This window comes from Herbaspirillum sp. (assembly GCF_035644555.1).
Classification (GTDB): domain Bacteria; phylum Pseudomonadota; class Gammaproteobacteria; order Burkholderiales; family Burkholderiaceae_D; genus Herbaspirillum.
On the sequence record NZ_DASQOH010000026.1, the window covers coordinates 1 to 19,017 of the forward strand.

Sequence of the window (19,017 nt, forward strand, 5' to 3'; positions counted from 1 at the left end):
CAATTCTTCCTTGGACTTGAAATGCTTGTACAGGCTGGGTTTGGAGATACCCACCGCACCGGCGACGTCGTCCATCGTCATCAGGTCATAGCCCTTGCTGCCCAGTACCGACGTGGCCGCATCCAGGATGGCGTTCTCCCGTAATTTGAAGGCTTGGTCCTTGAAGCTCAGTTTGCCGAAAATACTCATTGGTAGTTTAAGTTACTAATTAGTAGATTTTATTTTTCTTTGGTAGTAATCTTAGCACCTAAATCGCGGCGGGGTAGAAATACTGGGACGCCAAAGCGGGCCAGAAGACAAAAAGAGTCCCGGCGGCAGGGGCCGCCCGGCAGAGGCTGGCACCCCAAAAACAAAGACACAGGTGGGCAAGATTTCATGAATCCAGGTACAGCAGCCATCGAGCAGGCATCAGGACAGCGTATCGCCGTCATCGGCGCCGGCATTTCCGGCCTGGCCAGCGCCTATCTGCTGGCGCGCCGGCACCGGGTGGTGCTGTTCGAAGCCGCGTCTACGCTGGGTGGGCATGCCAATACCGTGGACATCGCGCCACAGGGCGTGCCGTTCCCGGTCGATACCGGCTTCCTGGTCTTCAACGACTGGACCTATCCCAACCTGATCGCCCTGTTCGAAGAACTGAAGGTGGAGACCTACGATACCGACATGTCTTTCGGCGTCTCCATGGATGAGGGCCGCTTCGAATGGGCCGGAACCAATCTCGATACCGTCTTCGCCCAGCGCAAGCGCCTGCTGCAGCCCTCCTTCCTGGGCATGCTGCGCGACATCCTGCGCTTCAACCGCGCCGCTCATGCCAACCTGGCCGCCTGCGAAGGCCATCCGGTAAGCCTGCGCCAGCTGCTCAAGGACGGCCGCTACGGCGCCATGTTCAGCGATGCCTATCTGATTCCGATGGCGGCGGCCATCTGGTCCAGCTCGCCGGCGGACATCCTGGATTTCCCGGCTGCCACGTTCCTGCGCTTCTGCATCAACCATGGGCTGTTGCAGGTCAACAACCGTCCGCGCTGGCGCACCGTGCGCGGCGGCTCGCGCGAATACGTACGCCGCATCGCCGCCACCCTCGACGACATCCGCCTGGGCAGCCGCCTGACCAGCGTCACCCGCAATGAGCGCGGCGTGCTGGTACGCAGCGGTGGCGCCGATCCGCGCGAGGAACAGTTCGACGCCGTGGTCTTCGCCACCCACGCCCCGCAGACCCTGGCCCTGTTGCAGGATGCCACCATCGAGGAGCATCAGGTGCTGTCGGCCGTGCGTTACCAGGCCAATACTGCCTGGCTGCACAGCGATGTCACGCTCATGCCGCAGTTGAACAAGGTGTGGTCGGCCTGGAATTACCTGGGCTCGCGCCACAGCGACGGTAGTCGCGCCGTCTGCGTGAGCTACTGGCTGAACCGCCTGCAGGATCTGCCCTGCCAGACCGATGTGATCCTCACCCTGAACCCGCCGCAGGCGCCGCATCCGGCCACGGTGATGGGCCGCTTTGATTACGAGCACCCGGTGTTCGACCAGCCGGCCATCGATGCCCAGCGTCGCCTGCCGCACATCCAGGGCCGGCATCGCGCCTGGTTCGCCGGTGCCTGGACTGGTTATGGTTTCCACGAAGACGGGCTCAAGTCGGCCCTGCGCGTGATTGCGGACTTCGGCGTGACGCCGGATTGGGCCACCCTATGAACCGTTCCTTCATTTCCCGAACCGACGTCCCGGCGCTGCTCTTGAGCGGACAGGTGATGCACCAGCGTCTGCGCCCGGTACTGCATAAATTCATCTATCCGGTCTTCTGCGTGCGGCTCGACCTGGCGCGTACCGCCGAGGCCGGCAATGTCTGGTTCGGCGTAGACCGGCGCCGGCCGATGTGCGTACGTACGCGTGACTACGGCCCGCGCGATGGCAGCGATCTGGCAGGCTGGGTGCGTGCCCATCTGCAACAGGCCGGTCTGCCGCACGATGGCGCAATCTGGCTGCAGACCTTCCCGCGCATGTTCGGCTTCGTCTTCAACCCGGTCAGCTTCTTCCTCTGCCACGACCGCGAAGGCGCCCTGCGGGCCGTACTGGCCGAGGTCAACAACACCTTTGGCGAGACCCAGCACTATCTGCTGAGCGCGCCCGGGCAGGGCATCATCGACGAGCATACGCGGCTGGTCTGCGACAAGCTCATGCATGTCTCGCCGTTCTGCGAAGTGCGCGGTTTCTATCGCTTCCGTTTCCGCGATCAGACCGGCCGCGCGCCGTCCCGCGGCGACACCGCCTTCGTCGGCATCGACTATTACGACCATGGCCACCCGGCCGAGGCGGCGCATGGCCTGCAACCGCTGATGCGAACCTCCATCGGTGGCCATCTGCATCCCCTCACGACCGCCTCCGCCTTTGCCGCGCTATGCGCGCAGCCCCTGCTGACGCTGGGTGTGGTGGCACGTATTCACTGGCAAGCCTTGCTGCTATGGCGCAAGCGCGTGCCCTGGTTCAGCAAGCCCGCGCGCACCGCCACGGCCACCTCATCCGGAAAGGAAACCCTATCGTGAACCGCAGCCCTGCATTGCAGACCACCGGCCGGCGCACCGGCCCACTCTCGGCCCGTCTGTTCCTGGCGATGCTGGAACGCCTGGACCACGGTCATCTGGAACTGATCACGCCGCACGGCACCACGCTGACCTTCGGCGACCTGCGCCAGCCGCCCAGCGCGCAACTGCGCATCCTCGACTGGCGCGCCTGCGGCGCCATCCTGCGCGCCGGTGACATCGGCTTCGGCGAAGCCTACGGCAACGGCTGGGTGGATACCACTGATCTGGCCGCGCTGCTGCGCCTTGCCATGCGCAACCGCAAGGCGCTCTCCGGCGCAGTCGAGGGCGGGCGCCTGGCCTCCTGGTGGTATCGCCTGCGCCACCTGCTACGCTCCAACACCCGCACCGGCAGCCGCCGCAACATCCATGCGCATTACGACCTGGGCAATGATTTCTACCAGCTGTGGCTGGACCCCAGCATGACCTACTCCAGTGCCATCTTCAGCCAGCCCGGCCAGAGCCTGGCCTCGGCACAGGCCGCCAAGTACCAGCGCATCATCGACCAGCTTGGCCTGCGCAGCGGCGACCGCGTTCTGGAAATCGGCTGCGGCTGGGGGGGCTTTGCCGAACATGCGGCGCGCCTGGGCATCCGCGTACATGGCGTGACCATCTCGCCCTCGCAACTGGCCTTCGGCCAGGAACGCTTGCGCCATCAGCAGCTGGATCATCTGGCCCACCTGGAACTGTGCGACTACCGCGACCTCGATGGCCAATACGATGCCATCGTCTCCATCGAGATGTTCGAAGCCGTCGGCGAGCGTTTCTGGCAGACCTACTTCGACACCGTCTCCGCGCGTCTGAAGGCCGGCGGCCGCGCCCTGATCCAGTCGATCACCATCGATGAAGCCGTCTTCGAACGCTACCGCGACAGCGCCGACTTCATCCGCGAATTCATCTTCCCCGGCGGCATGCTGCCCAGCCACGAACGCTTCTCGCGTGGCGCCCAGCGCGCCGGCCTGGCCACTCGCGACCGCTTCCATTTCGGACCCGACTATGCCGAAACCCTGCGCCGCTGGAACGACACCTTCCAGGCCCGGCGCGAGAGCATCGCCGTCCAGGGCTTCGATGAACGTTTCCGCCGCCTGTGGCAGCTGTATTACGTGTTCTGTGAAGTCGGCTTCGACGAAGGCCAGACCGATGTGGTGCAGTTCCTCTTGCAGAAGGAGTGAGTCATGGATGCCATCGCAATGCGCAAGGACGGTCGGACGCGGAGGGCGAGCTGGCTGACGTTGATCATGCTCGCCGTGCTGGCACTGGCGCTGGGCGGATGCGCCTCGCAGCAGTTGTCCGACTATGCCGGCAAGACGCCGGTGTTCGATCCGGCGGTGTTCTTCAAGGGCCGCACCGAAGCCTGGGGCATGTTCCAGAAGCGCGGTGGGGAGGTGGCGCGACGTTTTCACGTGGTGGTGACCGGCACCGTGGAGGGCAATACCCTGACCCTGGACGAGCGCTTCCGCTATGACGACGGCCAGACCCAGACCCGCGTCTGGACCCTGGTGCGTCAGCCCGACAACAGCTGGCGCGGAAGCGCCGGTGACGTCATCGGCGAGGCCATCGGCCACACCGCTGGCAACGCCCTGCACTGGAACTACACGCTGCTGCTGCCGGTAGACGACAAGCAATACGAAGTCCAGATGGATGACTGGATGTACCAGATGGACGAGCGCACCCTCATCAACCGCACCAGCATGCGCAAGTTCGGGGTTGAAGTCGGCCAGGTCACGCTGTTCTTCCGCAAGGAGGGGGTATGAGCCTCCACACCAGTCCGTTGTCCAAGCAGGCCGCGGCCGAACGCGCTCCGATCTCGCGCCCGGCGGTCCTGTTCGGCCCCATGAACCAGCCCGTCAGTGACCTGCGCGGCCTGCGCATCTGGCTGGTCGGCGCCTCCAGCGGCATCGGCGCCGAGCTGGCGCGCCAGGCCCTGGCGGCGGGTGCGCGCGTGGCGCTTTCGGCGCGCCGCGCCGAGGTGCTGCAGGAAGTGGCTGCGGCCCACAAGAATGCCTTCATCGCCCCGCTCGACGTGCTCTGCCACGATGCCTGGCGCGACCAGCATGCGCGCATCGTGGAAGCCTTCGGCGGCATCGACCTGCTGGTCTTCTGTGCCGCCAAATACCGGCCCGAACGCAGCTGGGAAGTACAGGAAGACGAAGCCGAGCACACCATCCGCACCAATCTCGCCAGCGTCTATTCGGCGCTGGGCGCGGCACTGCCGGACATGCTGGCCCGCGGCAGCGGCGGTATTGCCCTGGTGGCCAGCGTGGCCGGTTATGTCGGCCTGCCCGGCGCGAGCGTCTATGGCCCGGGCAAGGCGGCCCTGATCAACCTGGCGGAAATCCTCTACAGCGACCTGCGGCCCAGGGGCTTGAACGTCTACCTGGTCAATCCCGGTTTCGTAAAGACCGACCTGACCGACAAGAACGACTTCCCCATGCCGGCCATCCAGACCCCGCAGCAAGCCGCCAGCGCCATCTGGCGCGGCATTGCAGAGGGCCGCTTCGAGATCCATTTCCCGCTGCGCTTCACGGCCTGGCTGAAGATACTGCGGCTCTTGCCGTTCCGCCTGCGCTTCATGCTGTTCCAGCGCTTCCTGCTGAACTGAATCGACGATGCAGAACCTGGACCGATTATTGGAATGGTATGCCGCGCTGGATCGCGCCAGCCTGGAGCGTATCGACGAGTTCTATGCGCCACAGGCCCTGTTCAAGGACCCCTTCAACGACGTCAAGGGCATACGCTCGATCCGCGCCATCTTCGCGCACATGTTCGCCACCACCGAGGACCCGCGTTTCGTGATCCTGGAGCGCATGGGGCAGGGCGAGCAGGGCTTCGCCACCTGGCGTTTCGAGTTCCGGCTCAAGGGGCATTTCTATACGGTGATGGGGGTGACGCATTTCCGCTTCGATGAGGCGGGGCGGGTCAGCGAACATCGCGATTACTGGGATGCGGCTGAGGAGCTGTGGCAGAAACTGCCCGTCATCGGCGGGCCGGTCAAGTGGTTGCGGGGGCGGTTCAGGGCGACCGGGCATTGAGCGGCCGCCCTGTTGGATGTCATTGCCAGAACGGCGAGGCCGCAGAGATCAGACCAGCGATGTACAGGGCGCCTTCAGCGATCATGGGCAGGATGGGCATGTGATTCTCCTTCAGTTCATTGCCAGAGTGGCGAGGTGGCAGAAAACAGACCAGCGAGGTACAGGGCGCCTTCGGCGAGCATGGGCAGGATGGGCATGTTGTTCTCCTTGGGTTGATGCCGTCAGCGGTTTGCGTCTGGCCATGTAGTCATCATGCCGTCGAGCCGTTACAGGTCGATTGCAGGAAACCACCCCTGGATTTCAATTGAAACAGTTCCGCCCTCCAGCCCGGTAGCGCAGGTCAGTCGGTGGTGCTGGGGCTCCAGAATGCCTGCTTCACCGCCGGCAGGGCCAACAGGCGCTCGATCAGCGCGTCCAGTTCGTCGCCATTGACCGAGGTGGCCGCCAGCGTCGCCTCGATTTCCACCTCGTCCTCGGCAAAGGGCCGCACCTCCAGGTCGTGCGTCGGGTAGCGGCTCTGCTCCAGCATGTCGGTCACGGCCGCCAGCACACGCTTCTGGTGTTCGCTCTCCACGATCAGGTGCAGGGTGTTGGTCACTTCCACCGACGGCACATCCAGCGGCTTGCGGTTGATGGTATTGACCACCGGGCGCAGCAGGGTATTGGCCGCCAGCACGAAGATGGTCGCCAGGATCGCCTCCAGCAGCAGGTCGGCGCCCGCCGCCGCCCCCACCGCCGCCGAGCCCCACAAGGTCGCGGCGGTATTGATGCCGCGCACATTGCCTTCCTCGCGCATGATCACGCCCGCGCCCAGGAAGCCGACCCCCGACACCACATAGGCCACCACATGCACCGCGCCCTCATGGCCACCCATGCGATTGGCCATGTCCACGAAGACCGCCGCGCCCAGCGCCACCAGGACATTGGTGCGCAGACCGGCAGTGCGTTGCCGGTACTGGCGTTCCAGCCCGATCAGACCGCCCAGGATGAAGGCTGCCGTCAGGCTGATCAGGGTATCGAGCAGGGAAGCGAGATTGATGTTGGCGAGAATTTGCATGGCGATCGGGTCTGGACGATGTGGGAGGGCAGGGCGGCTGCGCAATGGTGCGCGATGATGCCGGACAAATGCAACAGGCGCGTGACAAATTGCTCCACCTAGGGACGCTGCAAGCATGGCCGGCAAGGCCTACAATCCGGGGTTCCGCCTTCTCGGGCAGCAAGATGACTTATCCACAAGGAGTTTCCATGAGCAGCAAAGTAGCCCTGATCACCGCCGCCGGCAGCGGCATGGGCGCCGCCGCGGCGCGTCGCCTGGCGGCCGACGGTTTTCAGGTTGGCATTCTTTCGTCGTCCGGCAAGGGCGAGGCGCTGGCCGCCGAGTTGGGCGGCATCGGCGTGACCGGTTCCAACCAGTCGGTGGACGACCTGCAGCGCCTGGTGGACCTGGCCGTGCAGCGCTGGGGCCGCGTCGATGTGCTGGTCAACAGCGCCGGCCACGGCCCGCGCGCGCCCATTCTCGACATCACCGACGAGGACTGGCATCGCGGCATGGATACCTACCTGCTCAACGTGATCCGCCCCACGCGCCTGGTCACGCCGCTGATGCAACAGGCCGGCGGCGGCGCCATCATCAACATTTCCTCGGCCTGGGCCTTCGAGCCGTCCGACATGTTCCCGACCTCGGCGGTGTTCCGTGCCGGCCTGGCGGCCTTCACCAAGCTGTTCGCCGACAAGTACGCCGCTGACAACATCCGCATCAACAACGTCCTGCCAGGCTGGATCGACAGCCTGCCGCAACGCGAAGAGCGCCGCGCCGGCGTGCCCATGCAGCGCTACGGCACCAGCGACGAAGTGGCGGCCACCATCGCCTTCCTGGCCTCGCCCGGCGCGGGCTACATCACCGGCCAGAACCTCAGGGTCGATGGCGGGCTGATGCGTTCGGTGTGAGGCGGCTGCCGATCGACCTGCCCGGTTGAGACGGACTGGTTGAGAGGGATATTTTCCAGATCTGTCTGGCGCATGCAAAAGGGGCGACCAACCGGTCGCCCCTTTGTGCTTTTTGTGCTTTCAGGCGGCAGCGTCAGCAACGCTGCCCCTGTGCTGTGTGATCAGCGCCCGATCTGGTGGCCGATCACGCCGCCGACGGCTGCGCCACCGGCAGTGCCGATGCCGCTGCCACCGGTCAGGATGGCGCCGCCCACGGCGCCCACGGTGGCACCGATGGCGGTGTTCTTGTCGCGGGTACTCATGTTGCTGCAGCCGGTCATGGCGGTCAGCACAATGGCAGTCACGGAAATGGCAGCGATCTTGTGAAGAGTTTTCATGATTTTTTTCCTGATCGTGAGGTTGGTTCCTGGTGTTGAGGGTCCGTCCCGTGCGCCGGGAAAACTGGGGATTTCACATCGGAGCGCGGCCGGGTACTGCAATAGACCAGCTTGGGCTGAAAAAAATTCGAGCTTTCACATCTTCTCTTACAGTTGTTACATACTCGCCTTTACGTAACTTCTGTCGCAATTGTGCTGACGGGCAGGGACGTTTCCAAAACAGACACTGAAAACAAACTGACCAGAGAGACCTCATGCAATTGACCGCCCGTTTCCGCCAGGCCGCCGGCCTGCTGCTGGCTTCCGCCAGCCTCGTTTTGTGCGCCGCCGCAGCGCATGCCGCCGAACCACCCAAGCCGGTCGAAGGCAGCTGGGTTGCCCCGAGCTTCCAGTTCCACACCGGCCAGACGCTGGAAAATCTGCGCCTGCACTACCTCACCCTGGGCGACCGCAGCAAGCCGGCGGTGCTGGTGCTGCACGGGACCTACCAGAGCGCCGGGGCCATGCTCTCCAAGGATTTCGGCGGCCAGTTGTTCGGCCCCGGCCAGCCGCTGGATGCCAGCAAGTACTTCATCATCATTCCCGATGGCATCGGCGTGGGCAAATCCACCAAGCCTTCCGACGGCCTGCGCGCCGCCTTCCCGCAGTACAACTATGCCGACATGGTGTTGGCGCAATACCGCATGCTGACCGAAGGCATGGGCGTGCAACACCTGCGCCTGATCATCGGCAATTCCATGGGCGGCATGCAGACCTGGATGTGGGGCGGCAACTACCCCGGTTTTGCCGATGGCCTGGTGCCGATGGCCTCGCAGCCCACCGAGATGGCCAGCCGCAACTGGATGATGCGGCGCATGCTGGTGGAGTCCATCAAGCAGGACCCGGCCTGGAACAATGGCAACTACACCACCCAGCCACCCTCGCTGCGCCTGGCCAACAACATGTTCGTCTTCGCCACCAATGGCGGCACGCTGGCCTACCAGGCCATGGCCGGCACCCATGCACAAGCCGACAAGCTTGTCGACGAACGCCTGGCCGCGCCGGTGACGGCCGATGCCAACGACTTCATCTATCAGTGGGGTTCCTCGGCCGACTACAATGCCGCGCCAGGCCTGTCCAAGATCAAGGTACCGGTGCTGGCCATCAACTCCGCCGACGACGAGCGCAACCCGCCCGAGACAGGCCTCATGCAGGCGGCACTGAAGGAAGTGCCGAGCGCGCAGCTGCTGCTGATTCCGGCCAGTGCCGAGACGCGTGGCCATGGCACCACCGGCATGGCGAAGTTCTACGCGCGCCAGCTGGAGCAGTTTATCCAGAACCTGCCGGCGCGCTGAACACCCGGTCGGCGTCGGCCGGCGCCGCAGCTCAGCCCAGCCTGGCCTGGCTGGGCGGGTGACCGATGATGCGCTTGAAGGCGCGGCTGAAGGAGGCTTCCGAATCGTAGCCGAGGCGCTCGGCCACCACCGCCACGCGCAGCCCGTCGCGGGCGATCCAGTGGCGCGCCTGGAACATCTTCACCCGGGCCACGTACTTGGCCGGCGTCTCGCCCACCGCGCTGGAAAACTTCTCGATGAAGCTCGATCGAGAGGCCCCCATCAGCGCCGCCAGTTCCGGCACCGACCAGTCCCGTTCCGGATGCTGGTGCACCGCCGCCAGCACGCGCCCGATCTGCGGGCAGCGCACCGCCGCGATCCAGCCGCTGGCATCGGTGCAGGCGCATTCCACCCAGCCACGGATGATACTGGCCGCCAGCACATCGGCCAGGCGTGCCAGGATGCCGCAGGCGCCGATGCGGTTGAGCACCACTTCGCGTTCCATCGCATCGAGCAGCGCCAGCACCGCCGGATCGCGCTGGGCCAGGTCGCAGGCGCGCATGGCCTCCGGCATCATCATCAACAGTGGGTGCAGGGGATCGAGATTGAAGCGCAGCGTGCCGGAAAACAGCACATGCGAGGGCGCCGCCGTGACGGCTTCGGTACTGGCCCGGTCCACCTCGGCCAGGCCTGGCGCGCGGTCGTCCACCAGAAACAGGTTCTCCGCCAGTGCCTTGCGCGCCAGCTTGCCGATCTCCACCGTCGGCAGTCCCGGCGAACTGGCCAGGGCATGCAGAGAACCCCGTGGCAGCAGCACCGCGTCGCCGGCATTGAGCTGCAGCCAGTCATCCTGGCCGACCTGCATCCAGCAACTGCCCTGGGCGACGAAATGGAAAGTCGCCTCGCGCCGCGCCGGGAGGGCCACGGCCCACGGTTCATGCAGCACATAGCGCGCATATTCCACGCCATCCAGCCGCAGGCCCAGCAGGATTTCGGTCAGCGCATCGCCCGCCTCGGACTGGCGAAAGCCGGCATCGGGGATATCGGACAGATTTGGACGAATAGTCATCTTATTGCGAAATATCGGCATGGAAAGTCCAGGTATTTAACCATAAACTTCGCTTCCCTGTGATAAGAAAGGTATTTCCATGTCCAACCCCGGCACCCTCGAGGCCCCGCTGACCCAGACGTCGGCGCCGGCACGCCCAGCTTCCCCTCCTGCCCACGAAGCAGAGCAGGAGGCCCCCGCCAACTGGGCCGGCATTGCCAGCCTGGCGCTCGGCGTCTTCAGCCTGGTCACCGCCGAATTCCTGCCGGCCAGCCTGCTGACGGCCATCGCCACCGACCTGCACGTCTCCGACGGTGCCGCCGGCCAGGCCGTCACCGCCACTGCCATCGTCGGCGCCGTGGCCGCACCCAGCATCCCGCTGCTGACCCGCAATATCGACCGCAAGCGCGTGGTGCTGCTGCTCTCGCTCCTGCTGCTGATCTCCAACATCCTGGCCGTGACCGCGCCCAGCCTGCCGGTGTTGCTGGTGGCGCGGGTCCTGCTGGGGGTGGCGCTGGGCGGCTTCTGGTCGATGGCGGCGGCCCTGGCCATGCGCCTGGTGCCAGAGCGCCTCTTCGCACGTGCCATGTCGCTGATCCTGACCGGGGTCTCGGTGGCGACCGTCTGCGCCGCCCCCATTGGCGCCTACATGGGCAATCTGTGGGGCTGGCGCAGCGCCTTCGTGGCTGCTGGCGTGGTCAGCCTGGCCGCCATCGCGATCCAGTGGATCGCCATTCCCCGGCTGCCGCCCAAGGATCACCCCAGCCTCAAGGTCCTGGCCGAACTGCTGGGCCGCACCGATGTGCGGGTGGCTTTGCTGGCGGTACTGCTGGTGGTGTCGGGCCATTTTGCCGGCTTCACCTATATCCGCCCGCTGATGGAGCAGATCACCCACATGTCGGTGGCCACCATCTCAGCCGTGTTACTGGGCTATGGGGTGGGGGGCTTCTTCGGTAACTTCGCCGGCGGTTTCATCGCCGAGCGCAGTGAGCGCTATGCCATCGTGGCCGGCGGCACTCTGATCGCGCTGCTGGCCGCCTCCCTATGGGTGGCCGGTAGCTCGCCGGTGGTGGCAGCCATCGCCATCACGCTGTGGGGCTTTGCCTTTGGCGCCTTCCCGGTCGGCTTCCAGACCTGGATCGTGCGGGCCGCCCCGGACCACGCCGAAGGTGCCGGTGGCCTGCTGGTAGCAGCCTTCCAGGTCGCCATCGCCAGCGGCGCCATCGGTGGCGGTGTGCTGGTGGATCACGTCGGCGCCCTGGGTGGGCCGATCTTCGCGGTGGTCACCATCACCCTGGGTACGCTGCTGACCCTGCGCTACGGCCCCCGCGGCGGCGGCGCGGCGGTGGCCGGCAACGCCCATTTCTGAGCTGGTATTGAGGACGATCCAGCTGCCTGATCGTCCTCGTTGGCAGTCTTCCCGCTTGCGGTGGCCTCTGGCACCGGAAGCGGCACCCCTCCCGGCATTATTCCTCCCCATGCAATAAAGAAGTGCCCGCGGCACGGATTCTCTTCATCCGCGCTTGGCCCCACACTGGCTTCACGGTTCAGGAACAAGTCCTGACCGACTTAACCCACCAGGAGCCACCCCATGAAGATCCATCACCACCCCATGTCCGGCCACGCCCATCGCGCCGTCCTGTTCGCCTCCCTGCTCGGCCTGGATGCCGAACTGATCGAAGTCGACCTGATGGCCGGCGCCAACCGCCAGCCGGCCTTCCTTGCCCTCAACCCTTTCGGTCAGGTCCCGGTGGTGGAAGATGAAGGTGTGGTCATCGCCGACTCCAATGCCATCCTGGTCTACCTGGCCAAGAAAGCCGGTCGCAGCGACTGGCTGCCGGAAGACGCGCAGGGCGCAGCGGCTGTGCAGCGCTGGTTGTCGGTGGCGGCCGGTGAACTGGCCTACGGCCCGGCGGCGGCGCGACTGGTGACGGTATTCGGGGCCGCCTTCAATGCCGAGGAAGTGATCAAGCGCGCCCACGTCCTGCTCAACCGCATGGAACAGCACCTGGGCCAGCGCACCTGGCTGGCGGCCAACCATCCCACCATCGCCGACGTGGCCGTCTACAGCTACCTGGCCCGCGCCCCGGAAGGCAATGTCGACCTGAGCGGCTACCCGGCGGTGACTGCTTTCCTGGCGCGCATCGAAGCCTTGCCCGGTTTCGTGCCGTTCATCCAGACCCCGGCCGGCCTGACCGCCAAGGCCTGAGCCTCGGATTTGCCGATCAGCCGACCACCCACCATCCATCAGATTCAGCGAGGCCAGACATGAAGACTCCTTCCAACGCACCGACCTGGCATGCCGGCGAAAAGCTGCTCCAGCAAAAGCTGGGCGTGGCCGACAAGATGGAAGCGGTGGGGCGTCGCGTGGTGCGCGACTTCATGCCCGACCAGCATCGCGCCTTCTACGCCCAGTTGCCCTTCATCGTGCTGGGGAGCGTGGACGCCGAGGGCGATGCCTGGGCCACCTTTCTGGAAGGCCGGCCCGGCTTCATGGCGTCGCCGTCGCCCACGGTGCTGGACATCCGGGCCCGCCCCTCGGCCCAGGACCCGGCAGCGGCCGGCATGGTCGCCGGTGCGCCAGTGGGTTTGCTGGGGATGGAACTGCATACCCGTCGCCGCAACCGCATGAATGGCGTGCTCACGCCGCTGGCCGATGGCTGGCGGGTGGAGGTGGACCAGAGTTTCGGCAACTGCCCGCGCTACATCCAGCTGCGTGATTTTTCCTTCGAGCGCGAACCGCAAGCGGCCCACGTCGACCAGGTCGAGCCGATGACCAGCCTCGACGCTGCAGCCCGCGCGCTGATCGGCCAGGCCGATACCTTCTTCGTGGCCTCCTATGTCGATCTGGAAGAGGCCCGCCAGGTCGATGTCTCGCATCGCGGCGGCAAGGCTGGTTTCGTCCGGGTGAACCAGGACGGCTCGCTGACCGTGCCGGACTTCGACGGTAACCTGTTCTTTTCCACACTTGGCAACATCGTCCTCAATGGCCGGGCCGGCCTGATGTTCGTCGATTTCGACAAGGGCGACGTCCTGCAGATGACCGGTGAGGCCGAGCTGATCCTAGAGTCGCCCGAGATCGCCGCCTTCCAGGGCGCCGAACGGCTGTGGACCTTCCGCCCGCGCAAGATCGTGCGTCGCCCCGGCGCGCTGGCCCTGCGCTGGCGTTTCCAGCAAGATGCCTGGTCGCCGAATTCGCTCATGACGGGCGACTGGCAGCAGACCGGCCAGCGCCTGCTGGCCCAGGAGCAGGGCAGCCGCTGGCGCAGGCTCAAGGTCGCCCGCGTGGTGCAGGAGAGTGATTCCATCCGCTCCTTCCACCTGCAGCCCGATGACGGTGCCGGTCTGCTGCCGGCGCTGCCCGGCCAGCACTTGCCGATCCGCGTGCAGACCGCCGGCAGCGACAAGCCGCTGATCCGCACCTATACCTTGTCCTCGGCACCGTCGGATGCGCATTACCGCATCAGCGTCAAGCGTGATGGCCAGGTATCCCAGCATCTTCATGCGCAATTGCAGGAAGGTGACCATATTGAAGTGCGGGCGCCGGCCGGCGATTTCATGCTGGATGAAACATCCTCCCGACCGGTGGTCCTGTTGGCCGGTGGCGTGGGCATCACGCCCATGATCGCGATGCTGCGTCACATGGTGTATGAAGGTTTGCGCACGCAGCGCATGCGCCCGGCCACACTGTTCTACGCTGCACGCAGCAAAAATGACCGCGCATTCGACGCCGAACTGGCGCAACTGGTGGCAGCCGGCAAGGGGGCCATCAAGGTGGTGCGCGTGCTGGGCGACACCACCGATGCCATCGAAGGCCGCGACTTCGACGCCGCCGGTCGCATCGACATGACCTTGCTGGCACGCTTGCTGCCCTTCGGTGATTACGAGTTCTACCTGTGCGGGCCGTCACCGTTCATGCAATCGCTCTACGACGGCCTGCGCGGCTATGGCATCGGCGATGAACGCATCCATGCCGAAGCCTTCGGCCCGGCATCGCTCACCCGCGCCGGCGCTGCCACCGAGATGGCACAAGCCTCACAGGCAGCACAAGCCGCACCCGCCCCGGTACCGGTTGCCACCGAAGCGGTGCCGGTGTTCTTCATGGACAGCCTCAAGGAAGCGCGCTGGACGCCCGGCACCGGCAGCCTGCTGGAACTGGCCGAGGCCCGCGGCCTGGAGCCCGAATTCAGTTGCCGCGAAGGCCACTGCGGCACCTGCCGCACCCGCCTGCTGGCCGGCGCCGTCACCTACCCGACGCCGCCCCAGGCCAAGGTCGGCGAGGGTGAAGTGCTGCTGTGCTGCGCCGTTCCCGCGCAGCCGGCCGAGTCGGGAAGTGGCCGCATCGAGCTGGCGCTGTAGGCGGGATCGTGCGCGCCATGCGGGTTGCCTCTGGCCCGGCGGAAGCAGGCATAATGCGAGCTTCTTCGATACCCAGGGAAGGGAAGCACATGGACCGTTGGCTGGCGATGCGCATCTTCGTACAAGTCGCGGAAACGGCCAGTTTCGCCAAGGCCGCGCGACAGATGCAATTGAGCGCCCCGGTGGTGACCCGTACCGTGGCGGCGCTGGAAGAACTGGTCGGCGGGCGCCTGCTGATCCGCACCACCCGCTCGGTGAAGACCACCGAAGCCGGCGCGCGCTACCTGGAAGACTGCCGCCGCATCCTGGGCGAGATCGCCGAAGCCGAGGCCGCCGCCGCCGGCCACCACGCCAGGCCTGCCGGCACGCTGGCGGTGACCGCGTCCTTCATGTTCGGGCAGATGCATGTGCTGCCCATCGTCACCGAATACCTGGACCTCTATCCCGACATGCGGGCGCGTACCTTCTTCATCGACCGCCCCGTCAACATCGTCGATGAAGGCATGGACGTGGCCATACGCATCGGCCATCTGCCCGATTCGGGCTTTACGGCCATCCAGGTGGGGTCGGTCAGCCAGGTGATCTGTGCCGCGCCGGACTATCTGCGCCAGCATGGTACGCCTGCCTCGCCCACCGATCTCAAGCAGCATCGCATCGTCACCTCCACCAGCGCCTGGGCCTCGCCGGAATGGCGCTTCGCCGACGGCCAGCGCGTGCTGATCGACGCCGTCCTGCAGACCAACACCAACGAAGCCGCCATCAGCACCGCCCGCAAGGGCTGGGCACTGACCCGGGTGCTGGCCTATCAGGTCGCGGCCGATCTGAAGGAAGGCCGCTTGCAGCGCGTGCTGCGCGAATTCGAAGAGCCCCCCCTGCCGATCCACGTGCTCTACCCGGAAGGGCGACACTCACCGGCCAAGGTGCGGGCTTTCATCGACCTGGCGGTGGCGCGCTTGCGGGGCAATCCGCTGTTTCACTAGCTTGCCGTCCTTGCCTCCAGCGGCACCCGCTGCAGGAACCTCTCAAACGAGGCCAGGAAAGCCTGTTCCGGCGCCGACAGCTTGCGCTGCCCATGCCAGGTCAGGAAGACATCGATCTCGGCCACCGGCCCGTCCAGGGGCAGCACCTTCAACTGGCCCTCGGCCACGTCCTGGCCGATCAGGTGCTCGGGCAGGAAACTCAGGCCCACACCGGCCACCACCATGCGGCGGATTTCCTCCACATGCGACGAGGCGCCGGCAATGTGGCCGGTGAAGCCCTGCTGGTCGCGGAAGACGGTCAGCGGAGAGAGCGTGTCGCCCAACTGGTCGCTGGCGAAGCAGACGAAATTCTGCACCAGCAGTTCGGCCATGCTGACGCTGCGCTGGGAGAACAGGGGATGATGACGTCCGCACACCAGCACATAGCGATGCCGCAGGAAGAGGCGTCGCTCCAGTTTTTCCACCGGCTTGCGGCACAGGCACAGGCCCAGGCCGCTGCTGCCCTTGGCCAGGGTGTCGAGAATGGCGGCACTCTGCATGACGTCGATGCGAAACTCTACGCGCGGATAACGGCGATGGAAACGCGCCAGGAAATCGTCATACGCCGCGCTCTGCACCCGGCTCATCAGCAACAGCCGCAGACTGCCCGCCACGTCCTCGCCGGCATGGCCGGCGGCGCCATCGATGCGCGCCACCATGCCATACATCTCCCGCGCCACCGCATAGATTTCCTCGCCCAGCGGCGTCAGGCGGAATTCACCATGGCGGCGATGCAGCAGCACGCCGCCCAGGGTCTCTTCCAGCCGCCGCAGGGCCTGGCTGACCGCAGGCTGGCTCAGGCACAGGGTCTCGGCGGCGCGCCCCACGCCCCGCTCCTGGACCACGAACATGAAGGTGCGCAAGAGGTTCCAGTCCATGCGTTCCGAGGACAGCGGCGGCAGGAGCGGGCGAGGGCTGGCGGGGGCGTGGCGCATGGGTGGCTCTGGCGTTGGGGGCTGGGGGCGCGGTAATGACGAATCAGGGATGCTCCAGTCCGGCGAAGAATCGCGCGGCATTGTCCTGCAATCCGGCAATATGGTAACCGCCTTCCTGCACCACCAGCGTGGGCAGTCCCAGCCCCCCCACTGCACGCCCCAGCCGTTCGAAGCCGGCCGCGCTCACACCGACCACGGCCTGGGGGTCCTTCTCGAAGATGTCGAAGCCCAGGCTCAGCACCAGCACCTCCGGCTGATACAGGGTGATGGCGCGGCAGGCCTGCTGCAGGCGGTCGAAGAAGACCGCCTCCGGCGAGCCATGCGGCATGGGCAGGTTGAGGTTGTAACCCAGGCCTTCGCCCTGGCCGCGCTCTTCCTCGAAGCCGGCCACCACCGGATAGAAATTCACCGGATCACCGTGGATGGAGACATACATCACGTCCCGCCGGGCATAGAAGATTTCCTGGATGCCCTGGCCGTGGTGCATGTCGGTATCGAGCACCAGCACTCGCCGATGACGCTCGCTCAGCATCTGCGCGGCGATGGCGGCATTGTTGAGATAGCAGAAGCCACCGGCCGCATCGCGCCGCGCATGGTGGCCCGGCGGGCGGCACAGCGCATAGGCACGCCGCTCCCCGGCCAGCAGCGCCTGCGCGCCGGCGATGGCGCATTGCGCCGACCAATAGGCCGCATGCCAGGTCTGCGGCCCCACCGGGCAGCTGCCATCGGCCAGGTAACGCGCCGCCTTGGCCAGCACGCCGCGCAGGGGATTGGGCTCGCGCACGAAGATGTTGGAGACCACTTCATCGCCCCAGTCGTCGGGCAAGGCCATCCATTGCGCATGAGCCTCCTGCAGGAACTGCAGATAATCCAGCGCATGCACCGCACCGATGGCGGCCGCCCCGGCATCCGGGGGTGCCTGCACCGCAAAGCCCAGGCGGGTGGCCAGCGCGGCCAGTTCGTCCAGCCGTTGCGGTACCTCCTGCGGCACGCGCATCTTGCCGCGCGAGTAATAGCTCTGGGGGTGATGCAGTTTCTGGTCGGGATGGTAGAAGGTCTTCATCAGCCCTCCTGCGCCTGCAGACCGCGTTCCGGGGCGGCATGGTGCGCTCGCCCCAGGCGTTGCACGCACAGCAGCGACAGCAGCGAGATAGCGGAGAACAGCAGGGCCAGCGGCCACCACTGGCCCTGGAATTTTTCCGCGAGGACGGTGCCCAGCAAGGGCGTCAGCCCGCCGAAGATGGCGCCCGAAACCTGATAGGCCATGGAAATGCCGGTATAGCGGATGCGGGTCGGGAAGGCCTCGCTGACGAAGCCGGCGATGACCGCATAGTACGCGCCGATGAAGAGCACCGCGATTGCCACGCCCAGTGTCACGCTGGCCAGCGAACCCTGGTCCACCAGCGAGAACATGGCATAGGGCGAGACCACCGACAGCGCCGACATCGCCACCAGGAAACGATGATTGCCGACACCGCGTGCCAGGTGCGCCGCCAGCGGCGTGATGAAGAACTGCATCACCGACACCACCAGCAAGCCATTCAACACCAGCGCCCGCTGCAGGTGCAGGTATTGCGTGGTGTACACCAGCATGAAGGTATTGGTGAAGTAGAAGCCGGCGATGCCCAGCACATTGGCACCGATGGCCAGCGCCAGCAGGCCGGGTGCGCCCCGCAGTACCTCGGTCAGCGGTGCGCGCTCGGCGCGGGTGGCCGGTGCCTTGGCGCGGCGCTGCTGTTCGGCCAGGAAGTCGGGCGACTCCTGGACCGACAGCCGGATCGCAAATCCCACCGCCAGCAGCAGGGCGCTCACCAGGAAGGGAACGCGCCAGCCCCAGTCGAGGAAGACCGCATTGTCCTGGCTGCTGACCAGCTTGAACATGAGCGTGGCCAGGATCAGCCCGGCCGGGCTGCCCAGTTGCGCGAACGAGGCCAGGAAGGTGCGCCGGCTGCGATCCGGCGAATGTTCGGCCGCCATCAGCACGGCCCCGCCCCATTCGCCGCCGACTGCGATGCCCTGGATCAGGCGCAGGACCACCAGTGCCACCGGCGCCCAGATGCCGATGCTGGCATAGGTCGGCAGCAGCCCGATCAGGATTGTCACCGAGCCCATCATCAGCAGCGTGATCACCAGCGATTTCTTGCGACCGACGCGGTCGCCGATGTAGCCGAATATCGCCCCGCCCAGCGGTCGCGCCAGGAAGCCGACGGCGAAGGTGCCAAAGGAAGCCAGCGTGCCGTAGAAGCCATTGGTGGTCGGGAAGAACAGCTTGCCGAACACCAGGGCCGAGGCCATGGCATAGATGTAGAAGTCATACCATTCGATCATGGTGCCGACGAAGGCGGCCAGTGAAGCGCGAACCGGCTGGTGCCGGGGTGGGGCGGTGTGCATGGTCCAGTCTCCCGTGGTGGGTGTTG

Annotated in this window: 19 protein-coding genes; 12 read left to right on the forward strand and 7 right to left on the reverse strand. The window is 65.9% G+C overall.

Translation table 11 applies throughout. From position 1 onward, the window contains the following. Positions 1-189, reverse strand: a 189-nt coding sequence (locus VE092_RS07510) for a helix-turn-helix domain-containing protein (RefSeq protein ID WP_324875380.1), incomplete at its 3' end; no start/stop codon positions are given. A gap of 186 nt (positions 190-375) precedes the next feature. Between VE092_RS07510 and VE092_RS07515 the strand changes: the two genes are divergently transcribed. The 6 genes from VE092_RS07515 to VE092_RS07540 are packed head-to-tail and all read left to right on the forward strand — an operon-like array spanning position 376 to position 5,602. After that, positions 376-1,686: an NAD(P)/FAD-dependent oxidoreductase gene (locus tag VE092_RS07515; RefSeq protein ID WP_324875382.1), complete on the forward strand. Its 1,311-nt coding sequence runs from the start codon at positions 376-378 to the stop codon at positions 1,684-1,686. Continuing rightward, entirely contained in the window at positions 1,683-2,534 is an 852-nt protein-coding gene (locus tag VE092_RS07520) for a DUF1365 domain-containing protein (protein ID WP_324875384.1), read from the forward strand. The genes VE092_RS07515 and VE092_RS07520 overlap by 4 nt, the downstream gene beginning before the upstream one ends. Then, on the forward strand, positions 2,531-3,742 hold the full coding sequence (locus VE092_RS07525) for a cyclopropane-fatty-acyl-phospholipid synthase family protein (RefSeq protein WP_324875386.1): 1,212 nt from the start codon (positions 2,531-2,533) through the stop codon (positions 3,740-3,742). Before VE092_RS07520 ends, VE092_RS07525 begins: the two co-directional genes overlap by 4 nt. A gap of 3 nt (positions 3,743-3,745) precedes the next feature. Further along, entirely contained in the window at positions 3,746-4,324 is a 579-nt protein-coding gene (locus VE092_RS07530) for a DUF3833 domain-containing protein (protein ID WP_414653436.1), read from the forward strand. Beyond that, a complete protein-coding gene (locus tag VE092_RS07535) occupies positions 4,321-5,172 on the forward strand; it encodes an SDR family NAD(P)-dependent oxidoreductase (protein WP_324875388.1) in 852 nt (283 codons plus the stop codon). The genes VE092_RS07530 and VE092_RS07535 overlap by 4 nt, the downstream gene beginning before the upstream one ends. Before the next feature lie 7 nt (positions 5,173-5,179). Beyond that, complete coding sequence (locus tag VE092_RS07540; protein WP_324875390.1) at positions 5,180-5,602, forward strand: nuclear transport factor 2 family protein; 423 nt, start codon at positions 5,180-5,182, stop codon at positions 5,600-5,602. Positions 5,603-5,942: 340 nt separating this feature from the next. Here the strand turns inward: VE092_RS07540 and VE092_RS07545 are convergent, their stop codons facing one another. Beyond that, positions 5,943-6,659, reverse strand: coding sequence for an MgtC/SapB family protein (locus VE092_RS07545; protein ID WP_241811439.1), 717 nt, complete (start codon positions 6,657-6,659; stop codon positions 5,943-5,945). Between the two features lie 188 nt (positions 6,660-6,847). Between VE092_RS07545 and VE092_RS07550 the strand changes: the two genes are divergently transcribed. Next, positions 6,848-7,549: an SDR family oxidoreductase gene (locus VE092_RS07550; RefSeq protein ID WP_324875393.1), complete on the forward strand. Its 702-nt coding sequence runs from the start codon at positions 6,848-6,850 to the stop codon at positions 7,547-7,549. A gap of 161 nt (positions 7,550-7,710) precedes the next feature. Here the strand turns inward: VE092_RS07550 and VE092_RS07555 are convergent, their stop codons facing one another. Further along, entirely contained in the window at positions 7,711-7,926 is a 216-nt protein-coding gene (locus tag VE092_RS07555) for a glycine zipper 2TM domain-containing protein (RefSeq protein ID WP_324875395.1), read from the reverse strand. 254 nt (positions 7,927-8,180) lie between these two features. Between VE092_RS07555 and VE092_RS07560 the strand changes: the two genes are divergently transcribed. Beyond that, the gene (locus tag VE092_RS07560; RefSeq protein ID WP_324875397.1) at positions 8,181-9,260 is read left to right on the forward strand and encodes an alpha/beta fold hydrolase; all 1,080 of its coding nucleotides are present in this window, start codon (positions 8,181-8,183) and stop codon (positions 9,258-9,260) included. A gap of 31 nt (positions 9,261-9,291) precedes the next feature. Here the strand turns inward: VE092_RS07560 and VE092_RS07565 are convergent, their stop codons facing one another. Further along, positions 9,292-10,308 carry an AraC family transcriptional regulator gene (locus tag VE092_RS07565; protein WP_324875399.1) on the reverse strand — a complete coding sequence of 339 codons (1,017 nt, stop codon included), beginning with the start codon at positions 10,306-10,308 and terminating at the stop codon, positions 9,292-9,294. A gap of 79 nt (positions 10,309-10,387) precedes the next feature. On the opposite strand from VE092_RS07565, the gene VE092_RS07570 reads away from it, so the two are divergent. From VE092_RS07570 to VE092_RS07585, 4 genes are all read left to right on the forward strand, one after another. Next, the gene (locus VE092_RS07570) at positions 10,388-11,656 is read left to right on the forward strand and encodes an MFS transporter (RefSeq protein WP_324875401.1); all 1,269 of its coding nucleotides are present in this window, start codon (positions 10,388-10,390) and stop codon (positions 11,654-11,656) included. 222 nt (positions 11,657-11,878) lie between these two features. Then, complete coding sequence (locus tag VE092_RS07575; RefSeq protein WP_324875403.1) at positions 11,879-12,496, forward strand: glutathione S-transferase; 618 nt, start codon at positions 11,879-11,881, stop codon at positions 12,494-12,496. Between the two features lie 59 nt (positions 12,497-12,555). After that, positions 12,556-14,646: a pyridoxamine 5'-phosphate oxidase family protein gene (locus VE092_RS07580; RefSeq protein ID WP_324875406.1), complete on the forward strand. Its 2,091-nt coding sequence runs from the start codon at positions 12,556-12,558 to the stop codon at positions 14,644-14,646. Positions 14,647-14,735: 89 nt separating this feature from the next. Further along, on the forward strand, positions 14,736-15,626 hold the full coding sequence (locus tag VE092_RS07585; RefSeq protein ID WP_324875408.1) for a LysR family transcriptional regulator: 891 nt from the start codon (positions 14,736-14,738) through the stop codon (positions 15,624-15,626). Here the strand turns inward: VE092_RS07585 and VE092_RS07590 are convergent. From VE092_RS07590 to VE092_RS07600, 3 genes are read right to left on the reverse strand one after another with little or no spacing between them, the layout of a single operon-like run. Continuing rightward, positions 15,623-16,600 carry a LysR family transcriptional regulator gene (locus VE092_RS07590; protein ID WP_324875410.1) on the reverse strand — a complete coding sequence of 326 codons (978 nt, stop codon included), beginning with the start codon at positions 16,598-16,600 and terminating at the stop codon, positions 15,623-15,625. The two genes, VE092_RS07585 and VE092_RS07590, sit on opposite strands and share 4 nt — an antisense overlap. A 43-nt stretch (positions 16,601-16,643) precedes the next feature. Next, entirely contained in the window at positions 16,644-17,663 is a 1,020-nt protein-coding gene (locus VE092_RS07595) for a histone deacetylase family protein (protein ID WP_324875412.1), read from the reverse strand. After that, complete coding sequence (locus VE092_RS07600) at positions 17,663-18,991, reverse strand: MFS transporter (protein WP_324875414.1); 1,329 nt, start codon at positions 18,989-18,991, stop codon at positions 17,663-17,665. Before VE092_RS07600 ends, VE092_RS07595 begins: the two co-directional genes overlap by 1 nt. Positions 18,992-19,017: the final 26 nt, after the last annotated feature.

What these genes read in the sequence shown, in the direction of transcription:
- VE092_RS07515 (WP_324875382.1), top strand. Translation starts at nt 376, where the DNA reads ATGAATCCAGGTACAGCAGCCATCGAGCAGGCATCAGGACAGCGTATC.
- VE092_RS07520 (WP_324875384.1), top strand. Translation starts at nt 1,683, where the DNA reads ATGAACCGTTCCTTCATTTCCCGAACCGACGTCCCGGCGCTGCTCTTG.
- VE092_RS07530 (WP_414653436.1), top strand. Translation starts at nt 3,746, where the DNA reads ATGGATGCCATCGCAATGCGCAAGGACGGTCGGACGCGGAGGGCGAGC.
- VE092_RS07535 (WP_324875388.1), top strand. Translation starts at nt 4,321, where the DNA reads ATGAGCCTCCACACCAGTCCGTTGTCCAAGCAGGCCGCGGCCGAACGC.
- VE092_RS07540 (WP_324875390.1), top strand. Translation starts at nt 5,180, where the DNA reads ATGCAGAACCTGGACCGATTATTGGAATGGTATGCCGCGCTGGATCGC.
- VE092_RS07545 (WP_241811439.1), bottom strand. Translation starts at nt 6,659, where the DNA reads ATGCAAATTCTCGCCAACATCAATCTCGCTTCCCTGCTCGATACCCTG.
- VE092_RS07550 (WP_324875393.1), top strand. Translation starts at nt 6,848, where the DNA reads ATGAGCAGCAAAGTAGCCCTGATCACCGCCGCCGGCAGCGGCATGGGC.
- VE092_RS07555 (WP_324875395.1), bottom strand. Translation starts at nt 7,926, where the DNA reads ATGAAAACTCTTCACAAGATCGCTGCCATTTCCGTGACTGCCATTGTG.
- VE092_RS07560 (WP_324875397.1), top strand. Translation starts at nt 8,181, where the DNA reads ATGCAATTGACCGCCCGTTTCCGCCAGGCCGCCGGCCTGCTGCTGGCT.
- VE092_RS07565 (WP_324875399.1), bottom strand. Translation starts at nt 10,308, where the DNA reads ATGACTATTCGTCCAAATCTGTCCGATATCCCCGATGCCGGCTTTCGC.
- VE092_RS07570 (WP_324875401.1), top strand. Translation starts at nt 10,388, where the DNA reads ATGTCCAACCCCGGCACCCTCGAGGCCCCGCTGACCCAGACGTCGGCG.
- VE092_RS07575 (WP_324875403.1), top strand. Translation starts at nt 11,879, where the DNA reads ATGAAGATCCATCACCACCCCATGTCCGGCCACGCCCATCGCGCCGTC.
- VE092_RS07580 (WP_324875406.1), top strand. Translation starts at nt 12,556, where the DNA reads ATGAAGACTCCTTCCAACGCACCGACCTGGCATGCCGGCGAAAAGCTG.
- VE092_RS07585 (WP_324875408.1), top strand. Translation starts at nt 14,736, where the DNA reads ATGGACCGTTGGCTGGCGATGCGCATCTTCGTACAAGTCGCGGAAACG.
- VE092_RS07590 (WP_324875410.1), bottom strand. Translation starts at nt 16,600, where the DNA reads ATGCGCCACGCCCCCGCCAGCCCTCGCCCGCTCCTGCCGCCGCTGTCC.
- VE092_RS07595 (WP_324875412.1), bottom strand. Translation starts at nt 17,663, where the DNA reads ATGAAGACCTTCTACCATCCCGACCAGAAACTGCATCACCCCCAGAGC.
- VE092_RS07600 (WP_324875414.1), bottom strand. Translation starts at nt 18,991, where the DNA reads ATGCACACCGCCCCACCCCGGCACCAGCCGGTTCGCGCTTCACTGGCC.